The organism is Amycolatopsis sp. NPDC050768, assembly GCF_040654155.1.
GTDB lineage: Bacteria > Actinomycetota > Actinomycetes > Mycobacteriales > Pseudonocardiaceae > Amycolatopsis.
Genome location: NZ_JBFAHL010000012.1, coordinates 221,457 through 243,026 on the forward strand (window position 1 = coordinate 221,457; position 21,570 = coordinate 243,026).

The window sequence follows — 21,570 nt, forward strand, 5'->3', positions numbered from 1 at the left end:
CCTCAGCTGTAGTCGCTCAGGTAGTCCTTGAGCGAGGGGGTGCTCGCGGTGAGCGCGACCGGCGGGACGTTCACACCCTTGTTCGGCTTGCCCTCCAACAGGTCCGCCGCCACGTCGGTGACCGCGAAGCCGATGTCACGGATGCGCACCGCGACCGAGACCCGGTAGATCCCGCCCTGCGACACCGCCTGAAGGCCTTCCTTCGACCCGTCCTGGCCGCCGATGAAGATGCCCGGGTCCTTCGGGTTCTTGCCCGCGTTGAGGAACGCCTGCTGCGCGCCCAGGGCGACGTCGTCGTCGTACCCGAGCACCATGTTGAGGTCAGGGTGCGCCTGCAGGACGGTACGGGCGATCTGCTCGCCGTCCGCGCGGGTGCCGGCCTTCTGCGTGGAGACGATCTCGACGTTGCCACCCGCGGCGAAGGACGCCTTCAGGCCGTCGTCGCGCTGCGCACCCACCGCGAGGTCCCGGTTGTTGAGCACGAGCACCTTCACCGGTCCCTGGTGCTGCTTGGCCCACTCGGTGGCCGTCTTGCCAAGCGCCTGACCGCTCTCGAGGCCGCTGAACAGCACCGAGGCGTCCTGGTTCTTCAGCGGCGAGGCGTAGGAGACGAACACCGTGCAGTTGCCCCGCGCCTGCTGTGCGAGCGGTTCCATCGACGCCGGCTCGAGCGGGTAGGACACGATCGCGGGGATCTTCTGCGTGACCCACGTTTGCACGTTCTGGGTCTGCTTCTGCAGATCCTCGTCGTCGGCGGTGTACTTCAACTGGTACCCGCGCGCGGTGGCTCGCTGCTCGGCGAACCGCTTGAGGTCGCCGTAGACCGACAGCGACGTCAACGGGTAGTCGAAGCCGATCACCTTGTCGGTGGAGCGCTTGCACGACTGGCCGCCGGAGGCCGAGCCGCTGTCCTGGGTGATGCCACCGCAAGCGGCCAGGGACAGAGTCAAGAGGGCCACCGCGGTGGCGCCGGCCAGCCGGCGGAACGGGACGGGGTGTTTCATCGAAATTCTCCCTGCAATCGGGATTCGGGGGGACCGATTTTCAGACGCGGGCGCGGAAGTTGCCGAGCACGTTGTTCAGCAGCCGGGAAACGTTGTTCTCGTAGCCGTTCCACGGCAGGCAGCCGGTGAAGCAGATGGAGCCGACGGAGAAGACCGCACCGCCGCCCGGGCGCTCGACGATCACCATGTCGGAGCGGACGAGATCGGACTCGCTGCCGCCCAGCCCGGGGGCGAGCATCAGCACGTCCTCGACGGCGAGCTGGTAGAAGTCGCTGTGGCGCTGTGAGGTGGCCAGCACAGCCGTGTTCGGCGGGCTGCCCAGTGCGAAGTCGCAGCGGTCGAGTTCGTCGCCGCTCGCGCCGTTCATGATCAGACCGAAGTCACCGATGAGATGGTCGTCGATGCCTTCGAAAACCCAGGCCCATTCGGGCTCGTAGGACAGTGCGGCGCGCTCGAAGGGCGGGGCCTTCTCGTCCCAGCCCTGGCTGCACATGCCGACTCCGGCGAGCTTGTTGGGCGACCGGCCGCGCCAGCGCCACAGCCCACCCGGCTCGCCGGTGGTCGAGTGGTGGCCCTCCCCCGGCTGGATCTCCCAGGTCCGGATGCCACCCGAGCGACGCACCTCCAGCACACCCGGCTGTCCCGGGTCCTGCGAGGTGACCCAGTAGAACCCGTTGCCGCCCAGGTACATCAGGCAGTGTCCGGTGTCGACGTGACGCTGCAGCGCGTCGAGCATCGCCCCGCTGTAGTACTCGGGGTGCGAGCCGGTGAGCACCACCTGGTAGCCGTCCAGCGCGTGCTCGGGGTCGGCGTGCAGGTCGTGGTCGCTGAGCACGTCGTGCTCGACACCGCTTCGGACGAGCCAGTGCTCGAGGTAGAGGTCGGCACCCAAGCTGCGCGGCGCGTTCTGCAGCCACATGCGGTAGTCCGGGCGCAGGTTGAGGATCGGCCGCAACGCGCTCGTGTAGCAGATGCCGGAGCCGTCGCTGTGCAGGTCGTAGAGGCTGGCTCCGAACTCCGGGTGCTCGGCGAGCGTCACGTCGTGCAGTCCCGGCGTGATCGGATGATCGGTGATGCCGGCGGCCTCGTAGTCGAGGCGGTGCTGGAGGCGTTCGTTGGCGTAGGCCAGGTAGGTGAAGGTCGGGATCAGGTAGGCGACCTTCGGGCGGGGCGCACCGGTCGCGGGCGCCACCACGACGGGGATGTGGTCGGTTTCCTCGCCGTCCCGGGTGGTCCCGCGGAGCCGGACCGCGTAGATGCCGCTCGGCAGGTCGGCCGGCAGGTCCACCCGGGCCGTCTCGGGCCAGCCGGCGTCGATCAGGTCGTCGTCGTGGAAGTGGATCGCGGCGTACTGCTCCGGCGCGGCGGCGCTGTCGTGCACCTCGCCGGTCCAGGTGTGCCCCGTCATCGCGCGCGCCGGTTTGTTCACCAGCAGCCCGTGCCGGCCCCGGCCGGAGACGTCCTCGGCGGTGTCGGTGGCGAAACCGCGTTCGAAGGCCCACTCGGCGAGCGTGTCTTCACCGGAGGAGAGCACGGGATGCTCGACCTTCCCGTTGAACACGGCACCGGGGAAGTACCGGGTGCCCTCCGACGGGCAGCGCAGCGCGGCGACCACCACCCCGCTCGCGGCCGAAAGGTCCACTTCGGACTCGCCACGCAGGCTGACCGGCTTTTCGTCGCCCGGGAACGGTTCCAGCGGCACGATTTCCAATGCCACACCACCGGCGCCGACCTCGGCGCAGACGCGGTACCAGCGCCGGTTCGCCAGCGGCCGGGCGGCTTCGAGCAGCACCGCACCGGCACCGGTGGACAGCCGAAGGCGGCCGGATTCCCCGAGTGTCACCGCGACGACCGGCTCACCCCCGGCGTCCACCACGCTCAGCACACCCTGCTCCCGGCCCGCGTCCACAGTGGTCGGCCAGATCACCACGCCGGCGCTCAGCCGGGTGGTGCCGACCGGGACGACGTCGTCCGCTCGCAGGCAGGAGCCCACCGGCGTGACCTGCTCCCCCGCGACCACGACCTGGCTGGGGACGGAAGCCACGTCGGTGCTGAGGAAGCCGGGGCCGAGCGGGTTCGTGTCGCCATGCAGGAGCCGGACGAGATCGACCGTGACCTGCCCGCCGTCACCGCTGATCCGGACCGGGAGCGAGTCCCCCGGCCGGGCGGACAGCTGGTCCAGGTAGCCGATCAACCTCATGAACGCTCTCCGCCCAATCGCCTAGTGCCCGAACTTCCACAACAACGGTCGGGCCTGCCCTGCGGTTTCTGATTGCGAGGACCGTACCTGTGACCGAACTTCCACGCAATACCTCGTATTTACGAGGAGGTTTCCGCTCATCACGTTCTCGTTACGGCGCCGGCATGGCGCGCGATCCGGGGACGACGGCGTTCGTCGGGCGCCGCCGGGTCACCCTCAGCCGTGAGCCGCGGTCCAGGCGTGGTCGCCGCTGATCGCAGTGGGCAGGGTCGGGAAGAGTGGCGGGCAGGAACATCACGGCCGCGCGTGTGCTGCAGGTACCCGAGGAGTCCGGCCGCGACGTGCGCATCAACTCCGCCGCGGTGCCCGTGCTCAACCAGGAGGTACTGCAGGCGCAGAGCACGCAGATCGACACCGTCAGCGGCGCGACCTACACCTCCAGCTCATTACTTGACCGGTCATTCCATAACAAGTACGGTCACTTCGTGGCACGGACGAGAGAATTCGACACCGACGCGGCGATCGAGACCGCCATGTCGGCGTTCCGGCGGGCAGGCTACGCGGGGACGTCGATCCAGGACCTCGTGGACGCCACCGGCGTCGGCCGAGGGTCGCTCTACGCGGCATTCGGCAGCAAAGAAGGCCTCTACCTGGCCGTCCTCGACCGGTACCGAGAGCGGTACGCGGAGCCGATCGTCGGCCTGCTCAAGGAAGGCGTGAACACCAAGGCGGTCATTCGCGAGGTTCTGGTGGGCGTGGTCGACGCGACCGTCGAGGACGGTAACCGTGAGGCCTGCCTCGTGGTTGGCGCGGCGACCGAGCTCGCGCACCGCGATCTCGCCGTGCGTGATCGTCTGCAGGGCACCATCCAGTCACTCGAGGATGCACTGTTCGAGCTGATCGTTCGCGGCCAGGCCGCCGGCGAGCTCCCCGCCGACCGCAGTGCCGCGACAACGGCGCGACTGCTCGTCACCACCATCCAGGGACTCCGGGTCGTCGGCGCCATCCGACCCGACCGCGCCACACTCATGGCGACGGTGGACCTCGCCCTGACCTGCTTCTGCTGAGTCCAAGTCCCAGAACGGCAACTGAACCGAGACCATGCCTTAATTCAGGAACGATCAGTCATTACAGAAAGAGTGGTTGTGCCCGTCTCTCGCGCGGGTCCGGCGTCCAACAGGCGTCGATGCCGGAGATCGAGTTCGCAGGCGAGGAAGCCACTCGATACCCGGTCCAGAAATCCCACCAATCCCCACCTTCAAGTCAGAGGAGAAGCAAACCGATGAATCAGATCGGCGTCGGCATCATCGGTGGCGGCACCACCGGCTGGGCTGCCATCAGTCACGTTCCCGCACTCGCCGCCCTCCGGGGTTTCGCCCTGCGGGCCGTGAGCACCTCCAGGCGCGTGTCCGCTGACGCGGCAGCCGAGGCGTTCGGCGTGAAGGGCTACGACAACCATGCCGACCTCATCGCCGATCCGGACGTCGACATCGTCGTCGTCGCGGTCAAGGTCTCGCACCATCGTGAGCTGACGACCGCCGTCGTGGCCGCGGGCAAGACGGTTTTCACCGAGTGGCCGCTCGCGATCGATCTCGAGAACGCCGAGGAGCTCACCCGCATCGCCGCCGCGAAGGGCGTCAGGACGATCGCCGGCCTGCAGGGCCGGTTCGCGCCCGAGGTTCGCTACGCCCGCGATCTGATCGCAGACGGGTATGTCGGCGACATCCTCGGCACCACACTCGTCGGTTCCGGTGCCGCGTGGGGGCCGACGGCCACCAAGGCGAACTCCTACTGGTACGACGACAAGAAGGGCGTCACCACGTTCACCGTCCCGACCATGCACGCGCTCGATGCGGTCAATCACGTCGTCGGCGACTTCGCCGGCATCACCGCGGACCTCGTGCGCCGCCGCGACCAAGTCACGGTCGCCGACGACGGCAGCATCCTCACCGTCACCGCTCCCGACCACGTCGCGATCAGCGGTGTGCTCACCAGCGGCGCCGCGGCTTCGATCTACTACCGTGGCGGCGTCTCCCGCGGCGACAACCTGCGCTGGGAAATCAACGGCACCGCGGGCGACCTTGTCCTTACCTCCTCCAACGGCAACTTCCAGGTCGCCGATCTCACCCTCTCCGGCGGCCGCGGCGACGACACCACGGTGCACCCCCTGACGGTGCCCGACGCCTACTACACCGACGTCCCTCGCGACCTCTCCGGACCCGCGCACAACGTCGCGCAGCTATACGCGCAGCACGCCCGCGACCTCGCGGAGAACACCTCACTCGTCCCGGACTTCCGGCACGCACTCCACCGCCACCGCTTCATCGACGCCGTGAACCGCGCAGCCTCCACCGGCGTGCGCCAGCTCATCCCGGCAGGCGGAGTCACGCGGTGAAGGCAGTTGGCATCCTCGTCACGGCGGACGCGTAGTGCTCGGCGCAATCGAGCGGCCGACCCCGCACCCCAGCCCCGGCGAAGTCCGGATCCACATGCACGCGGCCGCGGTCAATCCTGAACAGGCGGGCAACCTCTTGTACTTGCGGTTGACCAGAACCACAGTGGGGGCCGACCTGGACCTCTGCTGAGGCCTGATTCACCACCCCGCGGCCGCGTTCCCCGATGCCTCCGCTGCCACCCGGTTCTGAACCTTGAACACGAGTGCCTCGACGGCCAGGGCGTAACCGTGCCAGCCCGCGCCGGCGAGGTACACCGCGGCCAAGGGGGCGAAGATGTCGTTGCGTTCCTTGCCGTCGAGGGCGTGCCACTGAGAGATGTGCACGACGGCGAACGGCCGGTCGGTGTCCCGGATGGCGTCGAGGAGCGAGTAGGCCACCGGGGTCAGTCCGGCCGGGTTGATCACGATCGCGTCGACCGCGTCGCGGTGGGCGTGCACCCAGTCGACGAGCGCGCCCTCGTGGTTCGACTGGTAGTGAACGGCCGTGGCGCCCCACTGCGCCGCGGTCTGATCAACGTCGGCGGTGATCTCGGCGAGTGTGGTGGTCCCGTACTTCTCCGGCCGGCGCGCCCCCAGCAAGTTGAGGTTCGGACCGTGGAGGACGGCGATTCGCATCAGTTCCCGTCTCAGCGGTAGGTGGGCAGGATCGAGGTCGGCATCGGGCCCTTGTTGCGCCGGCCGGAGTTCGTTTCCTCCCAGGCGTGGGCGAGGATGCCGACGCTGCGGCTCAAAACGAACAGGCCCCGCGCGAGCTCGGGCGGGAACCCGAGTTCGGCGTAGATCACGGCGGTGGCTCCGTCGATGTTCATCGGCACGGGCTTGCGGCGCCCTCGGTTGAGCTCCGTCTCGACCGCCCGGGCTGCCGCGACGTGCCTGCCCTCGACAACTCCCGCCGACACCGCCTTGTCGACCAGGCCGAGCAGCGGGTCGCGCCGGGGATCGACCGGGTGGAACCGGTGACCGAACCCGGGCAGGTACGGGTCGCGCGCACGGTACTCGGCGACCACTTCCTCCGTCGCGGCGTCGAGATCCACTCCCGCCGACTGGCGTTCCACGATGTCGGACAGCAGTTCCACGCACTGCTGTCCGGCGCCGCCGTGGGAGTCGCCGAGGGCGTTGACGCCGGACGCGATGGCGTTGTTCATGCCGACGCCGCAGGTGGCCGTCATCCTGGCGATCGCGATGGAAGGTGCCTGCGGGCCGTGGTCGACGGACGCGACCATCGCCGCTTCCAGCAGTGCTTCCTCGTCGGTGGTCGGGCTGCTGCCGCGGACCATCAGCCAGATCGTCGACACCAGGCCGCGGTGGCCGATCAGATCCTGCACAGGGACGCCCCGCAGCTCGACCACGCCAGGTTCCATGCGGCAGATGCTGTTGGCCCACCAGTCGGCGACATCGTCCACAGTGGTCTGTGCAGGTGTGACAGCCATGTCAGTCCCTTTCGGTTCGGCCGGGCGACACCTGGTCGGGGATCGGGCGTGCCGGCGACGGGATGCCGGTGGCGCGCCAGCGCCGGACGAGTTCGGCGGCTTCGTCGTTGTGCTGCCCGAGCCACGGTGGCGCGGCGGTCGGTCGGAGTGGTTCACCGTCGACGAGCACGCCGTTGCCGCTGGCGCGCAGGGTTCGCTCGGAATCACCGGGGAACCCGATCTCGGTGAAGAATCCGCGGTGCGCGAGCTGTTCGGATTTCAGTGCCTGCGGCACCGTCAGGATGCGGGCGGCGGGCACTCCGGCAGCCGACAGCTCCGTCTCCCACTCCTGCGAGTTTCGAAGCCGCAACGCCCGGTTGAGCTCGTCGCTGAGTTCGGCGCGATGGCGTTTGCGGTCTTCTCGATCGGCGAACCGCGGGTCCGCCACCAGATCCGGCCGTCCCACGAGACCGCACAGCGTCACGAACTGCTCCTGCCGGTTCGCGGCGATGTTGAGGGGGCCGTCCGCGGCGAAGAAGGTCCCGGACGGCGCGGCCGTCGCGTTCTCCCGTCCCATCGGCTCCGGAGGGATTCCGCTGATGACGTAGTTGGACACCACCCAGCCCATCGCCGAAATGGACGCCTCGAGCATCGACAGGTCGAGGAAACAGCCCTCGCCGGACCGCTCACGGCCGACCAGCGCCGAGGAAATCGACAGCGCCGCCATCAGCCCGCCCACGGTGTCCGCGACCGGGAAGCCGACCCGCAGGGGGGCGGTGTCCTCCGTGCCGGTGACGCTCATCATTCCCGACAGGCCCTGGATGATCTGGTCGTAGGCGGGTGCCTGGCTCAATGGTCCGGACTGCCCGAACCCCGAGATCGCGCAGTAGACGAGCCGGCCGTTCAGCTGCCGCAACCGGTCCCAGCCGAAGCCGAGCCGCTCCAGCACTCCGGCGCGGTAGTTCTCGAGCAGGACGTCGGCCCCACGGACGAGGTCCTCGAACAGCGCGCGCTGCACCGCGTCCTTCAAGTTCAGCTCGATCGACTTCTTGCCGGCGTTCTGCGCCAGGAACGAGGCGCCGAGGCCCGCCCGGTTGAGCTCCGCGTCCGGTCCCAGGCTCCTGGCCAGGTCCCCGGATCCGGGGACCTCGACCTTCACCACCTCGGCACCGAAGAGCATCAGCTGGTAGCTGCAGTACGGACCGGCGAGAACATTCGTCAGGTCCAGTACCCGGATGCCGCGAAGCGGTCTCCTCTGCATTCCCTCTCCTTGTGCGCCGCCCGCATCAGCGCGGACGGCACGTCGTGTCGGGCCGGCTTCACCCGGCGAAGGGATGGGCGAACCCCCGCTCCGCCATGCGCGCGGCAACAGATTTGAGATCGTCGACGAACTCGGAAATACGGTCGTCGGGAAAACGCACGGTCGGCCCGCTCAGCGACAACGCCGCCACAACAGTTCCCGCCGCACTGACAATCGGAACCGCCACCGCCGAAAGACCTGCTTCGCGCTCGCCGTGGCTGAACGCGAAACCCTGCTCGGCGGCCTCCGTCACCGTCGCCTGCAAAGCAGGTAAGTGCTCCACTCCGTCGGGCGAGCTGCGGGCGATGCGCGTCAACAGGGCGGCAGACGCGTCGCGCAGCAGCACCTTCGACGACGCACCCGCCCACAGGGGAAGCTCGTCTCCGACGCGCACGACGTGCCGCAGCGATTGAGGACTCTCTTGCTGAGCAACACAAACCCGGTAAACATCACGCAAGACGTAGAGGTTGACGGTCTCCCGCTGACGATCCCCCAGCTCGCGCATCAGCTGCGTGGTTTCCGCGGGAAGCTCCCAGCTCTGTTTGGCCAGATGTGCCCAGCGCCAGAGACCCGGCCCCGCCATGTACCCCTTGGGCGTCGCCCACAGGAGGCCATTCTGCTCGAGGGTCTGCGCCAAGCGGATCACCGTCGTCTTGGCCAGACCGGTTTCCTTCACGATGTCGGAGATCGACACCGTGGGCTGAGTTTCCGTCAGCAGCGCCAGAATGTCCAGTGCCCGTTGGACACTGCGCACGCCCTGCGACTCGCCGCTTTCCTGCGACGAGTTTTCCGTCTGGTCGACGGCTTCGTCGGCACCGGCCCGCTTCATGACCAACTCTCCCCTTGCCCATTGTCGTAATCGTTTTGCCCAGCATCCTCGGGTTTCGACCCGGATTTCGAACCGGGTGGCCACCCTGGGCCGGTTCGTAACTTCTTCGGCTCGAAGTCTTGCCAGCGCCTGTCGCCAACCGTACGTTACACGGAGTCCGCAGAGTGGTCCAGATGTACCGTTTGATGGTTCACAAGGGAGTGTGGCGGTGCTGCAGGAGATTCTCGAATCCTCGACATCCGATGACGCCATGGAGGCCGCCGCGTTCGTCGGCGGCAAGTGGACACGCGACGGACCGCCGACCGACCGGATGGGCCCGTACGTCCGCAGAGTGGTGACGAAGTCGTACCCCGCGTCGGAAACCCAGGTGGCCGACGCTCTGGCCTACGCCGCGGAGAACGCGCCCGTCGTCGGACGCCTCGCACCGGCGACCCGGGCCGCGATTCTCGAACGTGCGGCACAGTCGGCGATCGAGCACCGAGACGCGATCGCCCGGCTGATCGCGCTGGAGCTCGGCAAACCGCTCAAGGACGGGCGGGGCGAGCTGGACCGCGTGGCGGACACGTTCGCCGTGTGCGCCAACGAAACCCGGCACATCGGCGGCGACATGCTCCCGGTGTCGGGCTGGGACCGCGGCGTCGGCAACACCGCCATGACCTTCCGAGCCCCCGCCGGTGTCGCTCTGGCGATCACACCGTTCAACGCCCCCGCGAACCTGCTGGCCCACAAGCTCGGCGCGTCGTTCGCGGCCGGCAACACCACGATCGTGAAGGCGCCGCCCCAGGCTCCCGCGACGACAGCCGCGATCGTGGCCCTGCTCCTCGACGCCGGCATGCCCGTCGAGGCGGTCCAGCTGCTGCACGGCGGCGGCGAGGTCGGAGCCGCGTTGTGTGCGGGCGACGCCGTCGCCGTCATCAGCTTCACCGGCAGCGCGGAGACCGGGGCCGCGGTCGCGCGGGCAGCCGGCGCGAAACGCCTCGTCCTGGAGCTCGGCGGCAACGCCGCCACCTTGGTGTGCGCCGACGCCGACCTCGCGCACGCCGCCCGGACCTGCGCCCGGACCGGGTACAGCAACTCCGGCCAGAGCTGCATCTCCGTGCAGCGGGTCTACGTCCACCGAAGCCGCTTCGACGACTTCCTGACCGCCTTCCGCGACGAGGTCGCCCAGCTCAAGGTCGGGGATCCGCTCGACCCCGCGACCGAGGTCGGGGCGATGGTCGACGAACAAGCCGCCGCACGCGTGGAGCAGTGGGCCGCCGACGCGAGCCTCGGTGGCGCGCGGGTCCTGCTCGGCGGGACCCGCGACGGCGCCACGCTGCTCCCGACCATCGTGGCCGACCCACCCGGCGACGCCGACGTCGTGGTCAAGGAAGTCTTCGGCGCCCTCGTCGCCGTCCTGCCGTTCGACGACCTGGACGACGTCATCCGCGCCTGCAATGCGAGCCGGTTCGGCCTGCAGGCCGGGATCTTCACCCAGGACATCCGCACGATCTTCGCCGCGTGGCGCGAGCTGCAGGTCGGCGGGCTGGTCGTGAACGGCTCGTCGAACTACCGGCTCGACCACATTCCCTTCGGCGGTGTCAAAGACTCCGGCTTCGGCCGGGAGTCACCCGCGCACATGATCGACGACTACACCGTCGTGAAGACCCTGATCCTGCGCGGCACCTCGATCTGGGGCGAGCAGTGACCGAGACCCGTGACAAGAGGAGCGACGCACCGATGACCGCACCCGCCCCGACGACGACCGCAGCGGAAGCACTCGTCCGGCAGCTGGAGTCCTACGGCGTCGAGTACGTCTTCGGCCTGTGCGGCCACACCAACATCGCCTTCCTGGACGCACTCGGGCGCAGCAGCATCGAATTCGTCATGGCCCGGCACGAGCAAGCGGCCGCCCACGCCGCCGACGGGTACGCCCGCGTGTCGGGCAAACCCGGAGTCCTGCTCGTGCACGCGGGTCCCGGCATGATGAACGCGGTGACCGGTGTCGCCACCGCCGCACTCGACTCCGTCCCGCTCATCACGATCTCCGGCGATGTCCCGTCGTACTACCATGGTCGCCACCCCCACCAGGAGGTGAACCTCCACGCCGACGCCGACCAGACCGCCATCTACCGCCCGTTCGTCAAGCGCGCCTGGCACGTCCACCGCGCCGAGGACCTGACCAGGTTCACCGAGCGCGCCTTCTGGACGGCGACGTCCGGCCGCAAGGGCGCGGTTCTGCTCAACGTCCCGATGGACCTGTTCTCCCGCCAGGTCCGCGTGGTGGACTACCCGCTGGTCGAGCAGGTCGCGACGCCGGCGTTGAGCGACGCGGACGCCGCGCGGATCGCCGAGCTGCTCGTTAACGCGAAGCGTCCGTTGATCTACCTCGGCGGCGGTCTGCGCGGGCCGGCCGGGCGGGCGGCGCTGCTCGACCTCGCGGAGCACCTCGACATCCCCGTCGCCCACTCGCTCATGGCCAAGGGCACGCTTCCCGACCGGCACCCGCTGGTCATGGGCATGACCGGCTTCTGGGGCCTGGAGCTCACGAACGACTACACCCGCGACACCGACCTCGTGCTCGCGCTGGCGACCCGCTTCGCCGAGACCGACGCCAGCTCGTGGGACTCCGACTACACGTGGCGGTTCCCGCCGGCACAGCTGATCCAGATCGACATCGACGCCGCCGAGATCGGCCGGAACTACCCCGTCGCCCTCGGAGCCGTCGCCGACGTCAACCACGCGGTTCCGGCGATCACCGCGGCGGTGCGAGCCCTCGCCCCCGAGCGGGTCTCCAGGCCCGGCCTGCGGGAAACCATCACCACCGCCCGGACGACGCTGTTCGAGTCGAGCCAGGAGCGCGGCCGCAGCGACGATTTCCCCCTCCGGCCGGAACGCATCCTCGAGGACCTCCGCACCGTCCTGCCGTCCGACGCCGTCCTCGTCACCGACGTCGGGTGGAACAAGAACGGTGTGGCCCAGTGCTACGAACTGCCCGAGGACGGCCGGTTCATCACCCCTGGCGGAGCGTCCACAATGGGCTTCGGGCCGGCGGCCGCGGTCGGCGTGCAGATCGCCGCGCCCGAGCGGGTCGTCGTCGCCCTGGTGGGCGATGGCGGGATGAGCGCGCAGCTGCCCGCCATTCCGCTGGCCGTCGAGCAGGGCCTGCCCGTGATCTTCGTCGTGATGAACAACCGGGCCCACGGAACCATCGCGGACCTGCAGGCCGGGAACTTCGGGCAGAGCTTCGGCTGCGAGTTCCTCGACCGCGACGGCAATCCCGCGTCGCCCGACTTCGCCGCGCTCGGCCGTTCCTGCGGCGCCGACGGATACCTGGTCGAGACCCCGGAGGGCCTCGGCGAAGCACTCCGCGACGCGGTCGCGCGCCGTCGGCCGGCGGTCCTCGACGTTCCGATGGTCAACGAGCCGGTGCCGACTCCGGGGCACTGGAACATCAAGGACATCTACCAGGGCGTCTTCGAATAACTCCGCACTCCTGACACAACGAGGTGGCATTCATGATCCGATTCCGACGTGGGCGCGTGGTGGCGTCCGCATTGGCGGTGCTGGCGGTGGGCGTCGGCAGCGCCTGCAGCGCGCCTGGGAGCTCGTCGAACACCAACGCCTCGACGACCGGTCCCATCAAGATGGCCGTCGTCGACGCCCAGAGCGGCCAGCTCAGCTCGCTGGGCGCCTGGGAATACAAGGGCGCGAAGCTCGCCGTCGACCAGTGGAACGCGAAAGGCGGGGTCAACGGCAGGAAAATCCAGCTCGATGTGTTCGACGACACGGGCGACCCCACGATCGGCACCAACCTCGCTCGCAAGATCGCCAGCGAGGGCTACGTCGCGATGATCGGCACCGCCGAAAGCGCGGTCACCGTCGCCATGGCACCCGTCCTGCAGCAGGCCAAGATTCCCAGCATCACCTCCGGGCAGTCCCCCTCGATCACCGCGGTGAAAAGTCCGTTCCAGTTCCTCAACGGCCCGACGAGCACGACCTACGACGAGACCTTGGCCAAGTACCTCGTCGACCAGAAGAACCTGAAGAGCATCGCCTTCATCAGCAACAACGGCTCCTACGGCAAGGGCGAGCACGACGCCTTCGGGAAAGCATTGGCCGATCGGGGGATCAAGCCGGTCGACGACCAGGTGGTGACCACCGACCAGAAGGACTTCAGCGCGGCGCTGACGTCCATCCGGCAGAAGAACCCGCAGGTGCTGTTCGTCGGCACCGAGGAGGTCGAAGCCGGGCTCATCGTCAAACAGGCGCGCGAGCTCGGGCTGAACGCCACCGTGGCCGGCGCGGCACCCATGGGAACGACCGTCTACCTCCAGACCTCGGGCGCCGCCAACGCCGAGGGGACCGTGGTGAGCAGCCCCTACCTGAGCAATGACACCAGTGACGCTTCCCGCTCCTTCGCCCAGGCCTACAAGACGGCCTACAACGAGGACGCCGAACTGCACGGCGCGAAATCCTTCGACGGCACGAACATTTTCCTGACCGCGATGAAGAACAGCAACGCCGCGACCGGTCAGCAGCTGGCCGATGCGATCCGCGCCACCAAGTACCCGGGCCTGCTCGGCACGTTCACCTTCGACCAGACCGGCGTCGGCATCCACGCCACCTCGATCGGCGTCATCACCGGCGGGAAACTGATCGCCACCGCCACCAGCTGATCCTGCGGGGGCCGCGCCCTGCGCGCGGCCCCCGTCTGTGAAAGGACTTTTCATGCAAGTCTTTCTCCAGACGCTCGTGGGCGGGCTCAGCTTCGGCGCTGTCTACGCCCTCGTCGCCATGGGCTTCTCGATCGTCTATCGCACCATGGGCCTGGTGAACTTCGCACACGGCCAGGTCGTGATGGTCGGCGCCTACGCGGCATCGACCTTCTACATGTCCTCCCGGCTGCCGTTCGTCCTCGCCATCATCGTCGCCATGGTCGTCACCGGCCTCATCGCGCTGGTGATGGAACGGGTGCTGCGTCCGTTGGAGAACAAGGACTTCGACCTGATGCTGATCGGCACGATCGGCTTCGGCGTCGTGCTGGAGTCGCTCGCCACCATCATCTGGGGTGCGACCGGCCGCGCCGTTCCCACCCCGGTGGGCTCCCAGCCCCTCGACGTCTTCGGCGTGCGTATCCGCACCTACAGCCTCGTCGTGCTCGGGATCGCCGCGGTCGCCACGGTGCTCCTGCTCATCTTCTTGCAGCGGACCAAACGAGGTGCCGCAATGCAAGCCGTCGCCATGGACCACGAAGCGGCCACCGCGGTCGGCATCCACGTCGGACGCAGCAACGCCATCGCCTTCGCGATCGGCGCCGGGCTGGCGGCGCTCGCCGGCGGCCTCGTCGGCCCACTTCTGTACGTGAGCCCGACCATGGGCGGGGCCCTGGGCATCAAGGGTTTCGCCGCCGCTATCCTCGGCGGCTTCGGCAACATCACGGGCGCGATCGTGGGCGGGCTGGCCATCGGAATCCTGGATTCCTTCGCCGCCGGCTGGTTCCAAGGCTACTCGGACCTGGTGGTGTTCCTCGTGTTCACCGTGATCGTCATGGTCAAACCGACCGGCCTGTTCGGCGAGCGGACGGTGAGCCGGGCATGAACCTCCTCGTGCGCAACCGCGGCCTGAGCGCGCGGATCGCCGGAATCATCCTGCTCGCCGTCCTCGCCTGGCTCCTGCCCTACGGACTCGACGGCTACGGCATCCACGTCGTCAACATCGCGATCGTGTTCGCCCTGCTGGCGGTCGGCATGGGCATCGCCATGGGCGTGGCCGGGCAGATCAACCTCGCGCAGATCGCGTTCTTCGGCGTCGGCTCCTACGCCCTCGCCATCTTCACCACCGCCTCCGGGCTCGGGTTCTGGGTCTCCGCCGTGCTGGCCGTGATCGCCACCGCGGCCGCGGGACTGGTCGTCGGAATTCCCGCCCTGCGCGTGCAATCGCACTATCTGGGCATCGTCACGCTGGGGCTCGCGCTGGCCTTCACCAACTGGGTGACCAACGCGCACATCGCCGGCGGAGCATCAGGTATCAGCGGCATCCCGGTTCCGCCTCTGTTCGGCATCGACCTGACCAACGAGTACCTGTACTACTACCTCGAACTCGTCGTGTTCGCGCTTGCCGTGGCGTTCGCCGTGTTCGTCGTGCGGACCGCACTGGGCCGGCGCCTGCGCGCCATGCGCGACGACTCCATCGCAGCCGGCGCCGTCGGGGCGCCGGTCCCGGTACTGCGCATGACCGCGTTCCTCGTCTCGAGCGTGTACGGCGGCGTCGCCGGAGTGCTCTACGCGGGGCTCATCCACTACATCGCGCCCGAGACGTTCAGCGTCGCCAACATGTTCCTCCTGCTGGCCATGGTCATCATCGGCGGTCGGCAGAGCATCCCCGGGTGCATCGTCGGCGCGGTCGCCCTGTCCCTGGTCCGCGAAGCGCTCACCGACTTCTCCGTCTACGCGCAACTCGGCTACGGCGCGGTCGTCGTGCTCATGGTCGTCTTCGCACCGGCGGGGCTGGCCGGACTGCCCACACAGATCCGCCGGGTACTGCGGCGGAGGAAACCCGCCGACCGGGCCGTACTCGGGCCATTCCTCCCCTACCCGCCCACCGAGGGGAGCCGCCAGGGCGCGCCACTCGAGATCTCCGGGATCAGCAAGCAATTCCGCGGGTTGAAGGCACTCAAGGGCGTGTCGTTGTCCGTCGAGGCCGGTGAGATCCGCGGCATCGTCGGACCCAACGGTTCGGGGAAGACAACGCTGTTCAACGTGATCAGCGGGCTTTACACCGCGTCGACAGGCACAGCGGCCATCGGGGACCTGACCCTCACCGGGCGCCGGACCCACCAGCTGTCCCGCGCCGGCCTCTCGCGGACGTTCCAGAACCTGCGCCTCTTCGGCCAGCTGACGGTCGAGGAGAACCTGCTGGTCGCGCTGGATCACTCGTCGATGCGTTCGCTCTGGCACTACGTGGTCTGGCCAGTTGGTGTCTGGCGTGCCGAACGCGCTCTGCGCCGGGATGCCCGCGCTTTGCTGAGCCGGTTCGGCCTCGAGGACTTCGCCGACGCGGCCCCCCGGTCACTCCCGTACGGGATCCAGCGCAGGGTGGAGCTGGCCCGGGCCATGGCCGCCGACCCGAAGGTGCTGCTTCTCGACGAGCCGGCCGCGGGTCTCAACGGACAGGAAGTGGGCCAGCTCAAGGAGATCGTCCGATCCATTCGCGACAGTGGCGTCACCGTCGTGCTGATCGAGCACAACATGAGCCTGGTCATGTCGCTGTGCGACCGCGTCACCGTCCTCGCCGGAGGCGGCGTGATCGCCGAAGGCACTCCCGCCGAAGTCGCGATCCGGCCCGAGGTCATCGAGGCCTACCTCGGAGACTCGTTCAGCGTCGCCGAGGTCGCCCACGCAGTGGAAACAGAGGTCATGCCGTGAAGACCGAGCAAAGCGGACACCAGCGCGAGGCCGGCCACGGCCTCGCGGGCGACCTTCGCGTCGAGAACCTCTCGGTGCGCTACGGCGGAGTCCAGGCCGTCAGCTCCGTCGGGTTCACCGTCGCAGCGGGGTGCTGCATGGGCATCATCGGGGCCAACGGAGCAGGCAAGACCTCGACGTTGAAGGCACTCATGGGTCTCGTCCCCCGGTCCGTCGGCGGCTTGTGGTTCGGCGACCAGGATCTGACCAAGGTGAAACCCAAGGACGTCGTGCGCCACGGCATCGGCTACGTCCCCGAGGGCCGGCACGTGTTCGGCGGCCTCTCCGTGGAGAAGAACCTCCTTCTCGGCGCGTACCTCAAGCCGTGGCGAGGCCGGACCCGACAAGTCCTGCACGAGGTGTACGAGATGTTCCCCGTGCTCGGCGAGATGCAACACCGCCTCGCCGGCGCCCTGTCCGGGGGCCAGCAGCAGATGCTCGCCATCGGGCGGGCCCTCATGTCCGAACCCAAGCTGGTCTTGCTGGACGAGCCGTCCATGGGGCTGTCCCCCAAGCTCGTCGAGGAGGTCCTCGCGAGCCTGCAACGCCTCTCCGAGGCCGGCCTCGGGCTGCTGCTGGTCGAGCAGAACGCGAAGCTCACCTTCGAAGCCACCGAAACCTGCCTGGTCATGGAGAACGGCCAGGTTGCGATGACCGGCAGCTCCGCGGACCTCAGCCACGACCCGCTGGTCCGGCAGATCTACCTCGGCCTCTGACGAGCGCACTCACGAGAGAGGGCCCCGGCTTCGTCGAAGCCGGGGCCCTCTCTCGTCGTCAGCGGCAGAACGGCGCCGCACCCGCTGCGGACTTGATCCCGCCCACGATCAGCGACTGGAAGTACCGCGCGCCGTCGGAGGTGGTCGAGTTGGTGTAAGCCCAGTCCTCGTGGCCGAGCGTCGTCACCCACGACCTGCCGCCGTCGTAGTACTGGCACCAGGCCACCGGGTGGTTCGTCCCGTGGCCGGGGTGCCCCATCGAGCCCTTCACGCCCTCGGCCAGGCTCGACTCGTCCACCTTCGCGAGGAAGCGGACGTTGCTGGGGAAGGGATCCACGTTGTACCACTCGTCGGTGAAGGCCCAGCGGTTCGGAAGGTTCTTCGTCGAGACGTCGTTGCGCTCCACCGTCTGCACGGTGCCGGCCTGCGCGGGGCCGTGGTCGTAGTAGTTGGTCCCGCCCAGCAGTCCCTCGTACCAGGGCCAGTTGTACTCGGTGCCGAAGGCGTTGTGGATGGCCACGAAACCACCGCCGCCGCGGATGTACTGGCGCAGTGACGTCTGGGCCGAGTCGTCGAGCGCGTCACGGCTGGTGCTGAGGAAGATCACGGCGTTGTACTTGAACAACGTGTTCGGGCTCGCCAGCTGGGTGACGTCCTCGGTCCAGTCGACCGCGAAACCGTTCTGCTGCCCGAGCTTCACCAGCGCCTTCTGCGCGACGTTGGCGTCGGCCAGCGGCGGGTTCATACCGGGGCCGAGCGCGGGGCCGAGGTTGGCGTGGCGCGGCCCCGCCGTGCGCGAGTAGACGAGGACCTTGATCCCCTTGGAGAGGTCGAAGTTGCCCCAGTTGTGGTAGCAGCTGGAGTCGAGGCCGCGGCACACCCCGTATTGGGGATCGCCCAGTTGTTGCGCACCCGTCTTGCCACTGCCGTCGTGGGCCGACGCGGGCATTCCGAAGGCCAGCACGGTCGCGAGTGCGGCGGCGGACGCGCTCGCCAGAGCTGTCAGCACCGTTGCCGAACGTCTCTTCATGGTTCTCCATCCTGTTCTGGACACAGTGGACCTGCCGTCGAAGCCGGCAGGGGAATCGGATTCAGAGTTCGAGCAGTTGCCCGTCGAACGCCACAGCGGCGTTCACCTCCGCGAGCGCGGACGCCTCGTGGGCGTCCGGAAGCACCAGCGGATTGGTGTTGTTGAGGTGGGTGAACAGGTACCGGGGTCCGGGATGCCCGGCCAGGAAAGGCAGGGCCTCGGTGATGGCCAGGTGCCCCATGCCCGACGCCGGACGTCCTGGCCCCATCTCTTCCTCGGTGAGGAAAGTACCGTCGAGCGCGACGACGTCCGCACCGTCGATCACCGTGGCGAACTCGTCGGTCCACGCGGCGAGGCCCGGCGCGTAGACGAAGGCTCGCGTGCCTGGGCCGGAATCGAAGCGGCACGCGCTGACCCACTCGCCCGACGGCGCCGTGCCCGCATACCTGGGCCTCTTGCTGCTCAGCACGGTCAAGGTGACACGGAGCCCGCCTTCGAGCTCCACCGGCGTTCCGGGTGCGAGGTGGTGTTCGCGAAGCTGCGTGTACGAGCCGATCGTGGTCTCGATCGGAAACCCGGATCGCAATGCCTTGTGGACGGTCGCGGTGGCGTAGACGTCCAGGCCGCCGGCTTCGCGGAGGGTGAGCAGCCCGAGGGTGTGGTCGAGTTCGGCGCTGGTGAAGACCACCCCGCGGACAGGTGATTCGCGCGATCCCGCGGCCGGTGCCAGCTCCGGTGTCGCGAGCAGTTGCGTCCGCAGGTCCGGCGAGGCGTTGGTGAGGTACCACGACTCGCCGTCACCGCTGACGGCCAGGCAATCCTGGGTGCGCGACACCCCGGCTCGGCGCGCCCGCACACAGGTTGCGCAGCCGCAGTTCCATTGCGGGGCACCACCTCCCGCCGCGGTGCCGAGGAAGCGGACCTTCATCGCATCCGCCGGGGCACGGCCGGCGCAGGACCGGGGTCCTCGACCTGGTCGAGAACCACCTGGTGGTACTCCGAGAGGTCGCAGACCGGATCGGTCGCCGCGGCGTCGCCAGTGACCTGGTACGCCTGGCAGCGACAGCCACCGAAGTCGACTTCCTTGAGCACGCAGCTCCGGCAGGGATCCGGCATCCAGTCGGTGCCGCGGAACCGGCGGAACGCCGGCGAGTCGTACCAGATCGAGGCCAGCGCTTCGGTGCGGACCGAGGGCACCTGAAGGTCCGGCAAGGTCTCCGCCGCCAGGCACGGCAGCACCCCGCCGACGGGATTCACCACGAGCTGGCGCGAGCCCCAGCCGTAGTTGCAGGGTTTGGGCCGGGGACTGTAGTAGTCGGCCGCGACGTGCACGACCTCGAGCCCGGCCCCGAACCGGGCCCGCACTTCGGCGACATCGGCGGCAGCACGCTCCACCTGCTCCCGGCTCGGCAGCAGGGCGCCGCGATTGCGCAGGGCCCAGCCGTAGAACTGGGTGTGCGCCAGCTCCAGCCGATCCGCGCCGAGGTCCACCGCGAGCGCGGCGATGGCCGGGATCCGCCCGACGTTCCCCCTGTGCAGCACCACGTTGATCGTCAACGGGAGTCCGGCTTCGCGCACGGCCTCGGCGACGGCGAGCTTGCGCTCGTGTGCCCGACGCCCCGCGATCGCATTCGCCGGTGCGGCTTCCGCATCCTGCAAGGACAGCTGGAAGTGGTCCAGTCCCGCCTCGGCGAGCTGTCCGATCCGCGCGGCGTTCAGCGAGACGCCGCTGGTGACCAGGTTGAGGTAGAACCCGAGGTCGTGCCCCGTCGCCACCAGCTCGACCAGGTCCTTCCGGAGACCGGGTTCCCCTCCCGAGAGGTGCAGCTGCAGCACACCGAGAGCCCTCGCCTGCGCGAAAACGTCCTGCCAGCCGGCAGTGTCGAGCTCGTCGCGGTAGTCGCCGAGGTTCAGCGGGTTGGCGCAATAGGTGCACTGCAGCGGGCACCGGTAGGTCAGCTCCGCGAGCAGCCCGAGGGGCGCCGGTGATCGTGGCGCGGCCGCCGTCACCGGCTTTCCGGCGGGTACCGGACGCGCCGCGCGCACGTCCGGCCCGGTGCCCACCAGCCCGCGGGTCTCCAGGTCGGCCAGCGCCCGCAGCACCGAACTATTCGTGACGCCGGAGTACCGCTCGCCCAGACAGGCCACGATCTCCGCCACGGTGCGCCGGGTGTCGCAGAGCTCGACCACGGCGGCCGCGGTGTCGTTGAGCACCAGAACCCCTTCGGGGAACAGGAGAACCCGGCTCTGCCGCACCGGGTCGAGCTCCAGGCGCACGCCCGGGCGCACCCCGGGCCTGCTGCCGGTGTCCAGCGTCATGAGCACCTCGCATAGTCCACTGCGTCGAGCACGCTCCAGAGGACGTCGCACTTGAACGACAGCGCCCGGATCGCGGCTTCCTGTTCCGCACGGGTGCGGCAGTGCGTCAGCACCAGCTCGAGGGTGAACGCGCTGTCGTCGCGAGCGGCCGGAATGCGCCGGTCGAAGTACGCGAACCCGTCCGGCTCGATCCAGCCGTAGTGGCGGCGCCACGCGTCCATGCGGTCGCTCATGTGGTCCGGGGAGAACAGCTCCGTCAGCGCGGCCGCCACGCTTTCCTTCCACGGCCGGGTGCGGCAGAAGTCGAGGTAACCGTCGACCGCGAACCGCACCCCGGGCAGCACGTGCCGTTCGTCGAGCACCTCCGCCCTGCTCAGCCCCACCGCTTCCGCCAGCCGCAGCCACTCGTGCATGCCACCTTCGTGCTCGTGCTCCCCGTCGTGGAACACGATGCGGCCCACCCACGCGCGGCGAACCTCGGGCAGCGGGCAGTTCGCGACGATCGCCGCGTTCTTGCGCGACAGGCACTTCTGGTAGTACCAGCGGTTCGCCACCCAGCGGCGCAGGTCCGCCGGCTCGCAGCCCCCGTCGTGCAGGCGAAGGTGGAACGGGTGGTGCGCCCAGTAGCGTTTGGACAGACCGAGCAGGGCGTCGGTGAACTCCGCCCTGGTCAGCGGGCGTTCCACGGCCCGCTCTCAAGCGCGTAGGCCGTCACCTCCGGCCGCGTTTCGTATCCCTCCAGCACCGGGTCGGTCCACGTGGGCAGGACGGACTCGACGAGCTTGGTGCTGGGCGTTTCCGGTACAGCGGACATGGCTTCGCTCCTCTTCACAACAGTGGGACAGAGAAACCAACAGGTCCAT

19 protein-coding genes are annotated in these 21,570 nt (G+C 68.8%); 8 read left to right on the forward strand and 11 right to left on the reverse strand.

Annotated features, from left to right (window positions below; all coding sequences use genetic code 11):
• Window positions 1–2 precede the first annotated feature (2 nt).
• Window positions 3–1,004 (reverse strand): sugar ABC transporter substrate-binding protein, encoded by a 1,002-nt coding sequence (locus AB0H62_RS31890; protein WP_220239760.1) that lies wholly within the window; start codon window positions 1,002–1,004, stop codon window positions 3–5.
• Window positions 1,005–1,044: 40 nt separating this feature from the next.
• Window positions 1,045–3,204 (reverse strand): N,N-dimethylformamidase beta subunit family domain-containing protein, encoded by a 2,160-nt coding sequence (locus AB0H62_RS31895; protein WP_360590179.1) that lies wholly within the window; start codon window positions 3,202–3,204, stop codon window positions 1,045–1,047.
• A 278-nt stretch (window positions 3,205–3,482) separates the two neighbouring features.
• Between AB0H62_RS31895 and AB0H62_RS31900 the strand changes: the two genes are divergently transcribed.
• Both AB0H62_RS31900 and AB0H62_RS31905 read left to right on the forward strand, forming a co-directional pair.
• A complete protein-coding gene (locus AB0H62_RS31900) occupies window positions 3,483–4,271 on the forward strand; it encodes a TetR family transcriptional regulator (protein WP_360590181.1) in 789 nt (262 codons plus the stop codon).
• A 215-nt stretch (window positions 4,272–4,486) separates the two neighbouring features.
• Complete coding sequence (locus tag AB0H62_RS31905; protein ID WP_360590183.1) at window positions 4,487–5,599, forward strand: Gfo/Idh/MocA family oxidoreductase; 1,113 nt, start codon at window positions 4,487–4,489, stop codon at window positions 5,597–5,599.
• 198 nt (window positions 5,600–5,797) lie between these two features.
• On the opposite strand, the gene AB0H62_RS31910 is transcribed toward AB0H62_RS31905, so the two are convergent.
• The 4 genes from AB0H62_RS31910 to AB0H62_RS31925 are packed head-to-tail and all read right to left on the reverse strand — an operon-like array spanning window position 5,798 to window position 9,197.
• Window positions 5,798–6,274, reverse strand: coding sequence for a type II 3-dehydroquinate dehydratase (locus AB0H62_RS31910; protein WP_360590185.1), 477 nt, complete (start codon window positions 6,272–6,274; stop codon window positions 5,798–5,800).
• Window positions 6,275–6,285: 11 nt separating this feature from the next.
• Window positions 6,286–7,089 (reverse strand): citryl-CoA lyase, encoded by an 804-nt coding sequence (locus AB0H62_RS31915; protein ID WP_360590187.1) that lies wholly within the window; start codon window positions 7,087–7,089, stop codon window positions 6,286–6,288.
• 1 nt (window position 7,090) lies between these two features.
• Entirely contained in the window at window positions 7,091–8,329 is a 1,239-nt protein-coding gene (locus AB0H62_RS31920; RefSeq protein WP_360590189.1) for a CoA transferase, read from the reverse strand.
• A 58-nt stretch (window positions 8,330–8,387) separates the two neighbouring features.
• The gene (locus tag AB0H62_RS31925; RefSeq protein WP_360590191.1) at window positions 8,388–9,197 is read right to left on the reverse strand and encodes an IclR family transcriptional regulator; all 810 of its coding nucleotides are present in this window, start codon (window positions 9,195–9,197) and stop codon (window positions 8,388–8,390) included.
• A 208-nt stretch (window positions 9,198–9,405) separates the two neighbouring features.
• Here AB0H62_RS31925 and AB0H62_RS31930 point away from each other — a divergent pair, with 208 nt between their 5' ends.
• Genes AB0H62_RS31930 through AB0H62_RS31955 form a run of 6 tightly spaced genes read left to right on the forward strand, consistent with a single transcriptional unit; the run spans window position 9,406 to window position 17,358 of the window.
• Window positions 9,406–10,884 (forward strand): aldehyde dehydrogenase family protein, encoded by a 1,479-nt coding sequence (locus AB0H62_RS31930; RefSeq protein ID WP_360590193.1) that lies wholly within the window; start codon window positions 9,406–9,408, stop codon window positions 10,882–10,884.
• A 32-nt stretch (window positions 10,885–10,916) separates the two neighbouring features.
• Window positions 10,917–12,662 (forward strand): thiamine pyrophosphate-binding protein, encoded by a 1,746-nt coding sequence (locus AB0H62_RS31935; protein ID WP_220239751.1) that lies wholly within the window; start codon window positions 10,917–10,919, stop codon window positions 12,660–12,662.
• 32 nt (window positions 12,663–12,694) lie between these two features.
• Window positions 12,695–13,855, forward strand: coding sequence for an ABC transporter substrate-binding protein (locus AB0H62_RS31940; RefSeq protein WP_360590196.1), 1,161 nt, complete (start codon window positions 12,695–12,697; stop codon window positions 13,853–13,855).
• 52 nt (window positions 13,856–13,907) lie between these two features.
• The gene (locus AB0H62_RS31945; protein ID WP_220239749.1) at window positions 13,908–14,777 is read left to right on the forward strand and encodes a branched-chain amino acid ABC transporter permease; all 870 of its coding nucleotides are present in this window, start codon (window positions 13,908–13,910) and stop codon (window positions 14,775–14,777) included.
• Window positions 14,774–16,603, forward strand: coding sequence for a branched-chain amino acid ABC transporter ATP-binding protein/permease (locus tag AB0H62_RS31950; protein ID WP_360590198.1), 1,830 nt, complete (start codon window positions 14,774–14,776; stop codon window positions 16,601–16,603). Before AB0H62_RS31945 ends, AB0H62_RS31950 begins: the two co-directional genes overlap by 4 nt.
• Window positions 16,600–17,358 carry an ABC transporter ATP-binding protein gene (locus AB0H62_RS31955; protein ID WP_220239747.1) on the forward strand — a complete coding sequence of 253 codons (759 nt, stop codon included), beginning with the start codon at window positions 16,600–16,602 and terminating at the stop codon, window positions 17,356–17,358. Before AB0H62_RS31950 ends, AB0H62_RS31955 begins: the two co-directional genes overlap by 4 nt.
• Before the next feature lie 58 nt (window positions 17,359–17,416).
• Here AB0H62_RS31955 and AB0H62_RS31960 read toward each other — a convergent pair whose 3' ends face one another.
• The 5 genes from AB0H62_RS31960 to AB0H62_RS31980 form a co-directional block, all read right to left on the reverse strand.
• Window positions 17,417–18,388 (reverse strand): ThuA domain-containing protein, encoded by a 972-nt coding sequence (locus AB0H62_RS31960; RefSeq protein WP_360590200.1) that lies wholly within the window; start codon window positions 18,386–18,388, stop codon window positions 17,417–17,419.
• Window positions 18,389–18,449: 61 nt separating this feature from the next.
• Window positions 18,450–19,223 (reverse strand): MBL fold metallo-hydrolase, encoded by a 774-nt coding sequence (locus AB0H62_RS31965; protein ID WP_360590202.1) that lies wholly within the window; start codon window positions 19,221–19,223, stop codon window positions 18,450–18,452.
• Between the two features lie 89 nt (window positions 19,224–19,312).
• Complete coding sequence (gene pqqE, locus AB0H62_RS31970) at window positions 19,313–20,707, reverse strand: pyrroloquinoline quinone biosynthesis protein PqqE (RefSeq protein WP_220239744.1); 1,395 nt, start codon at window positions 20,705–20,707, stop codon at window positions 19,313–19,315.
• Window positions 20,704–21,393: a pyrroloquinoline-quinone synthase PqqC gene (pqqC, locus tag AB0H62_RS31975; protein WP_220239743.1), complete on the reverse strand. Its 690-nt coding sequence runs from the start codon at window positions 21,391–21,393 to the stop codon at window positions 20,704–20,706. Before pqqC ends, pqqE begins: the two co-directional genes overlap by 4 nt.
• Window positions 21,378–21,521, reverse strand: a complete 144-nt coding sequence (locus AB0H62_RS31980; protein WP_220239742.1) for a hypothetical protein — start codon at window positions 21,519–21,521, stop codon at window positions 21,378–21,380. The genes pqqC and AB0H62_RS31980 overlap by 16 nt, the downstream gene beginning before the upstream one ends.
• Window positions 21,522–21,570 lie beyond the last annotated feature (49 nt).

Bases quoted from the DNA above. Each gene is read 5' to 3' on its own strand.
- AB0H62_RS31890 (WP_220239760.1), bottom strand. From the start codon at position 1,004: ATGAAACACCCCGTCCCGTTCCGCCGGCTGGCCGGCGCCACCGCGGTG.
- AB0H62_RS31895 (WP_360590179.1), bottom strand. From the start codon at position 3,204: ATGAGGTTGATCGGCTACCTGGACCAGCTGTCCGCCCGGCCGGGGGAC.
- AB0H62_RS31905 (WP_360590183.1), top strand. From the start codon at position 4,487: ATGAATCAGATCGGCGTCGGCATCATCGGTGGCGGCACCACCGGCTGG.
- AB0H62_RS31910 (WP_360590185.1), bottom strand. From the start codon at position 6,274: ATGCGAATCGCCGTCCTCCACGGTCCGAACCTCAACTTGCTGGGGGCG.
- AB0H62_RS31915 (WP_360590187.1), bottom strand. From the start codon at position 7,089: ATGGCTGTCACACCTGCACAGACCACTGTGGACGATGTCGCCGACTGG.
- AB0H62_RS31920 (WP_360590189.1), bottom strand. From the start codon at position 8,329: ATGCAGAGGAGACCGCTTCGCGGCATCCGGGTACTGGACCTGACGAAT.
- AB0H62_RS31925 (WP_360590191.1), bottom strand. From the start codon at position 9,197: ATGAAGCGGGCCGGTGCCGACGAAGCCGTCGACCAGACGGAAAACTCG.
- AB0H62_RS31935 (WP_220239751.1), top strand. From the start codon at position 10,917: ATGACCGCACCCGCCCCGACGACGACCGCAGCGGAAGCACTCGTCCGG.
- AB0H62_RS31940 (WP_360590196.1), top strand. From the start codon at position 12,695: ATGATCCGATTCCGACGTGGGCGCGTGGTGGCGTCCGCATTGGCGGTG.
- AB0H62_RS31945 (WP_220239749.1), top strand. From the start codon at position 13,908: ATGCAAGTCTTTCTCCAGACGCTCGTGGGCGGGCTCAGCTTCGGCGCT.
- AB0H62_RS31950 (WP_360590198.1), top strand. From the start codon at position 14,774: ATGAACCTCCTCGTGCGCAACCGCGGCCTGAGCGCGCGGATCGCCGGA.
- AB0H62_RS31960 (WP_360590200.1), bottom strand. From the start codon at position 18,388: ATGAAGAGACGTTCGGCAACGGTGCTGACAGCTCTGGCGAGCGCGTCC.
- pqqE (WP_220239744.1), bottom strand. From the start codon at position 20,707: ATGACGCTGGACACCGGCAGCAGGCCCGGGGTGCGCCCGGGCGTGCGC.
- AB0H62_RS31980 (WP_220239742.1), bottom strand. From the start codon at position 21,521: ATGTCCGCTGTACCGGAAACGCCCAGCACCAAGCTCGTCGAGTCCGTC.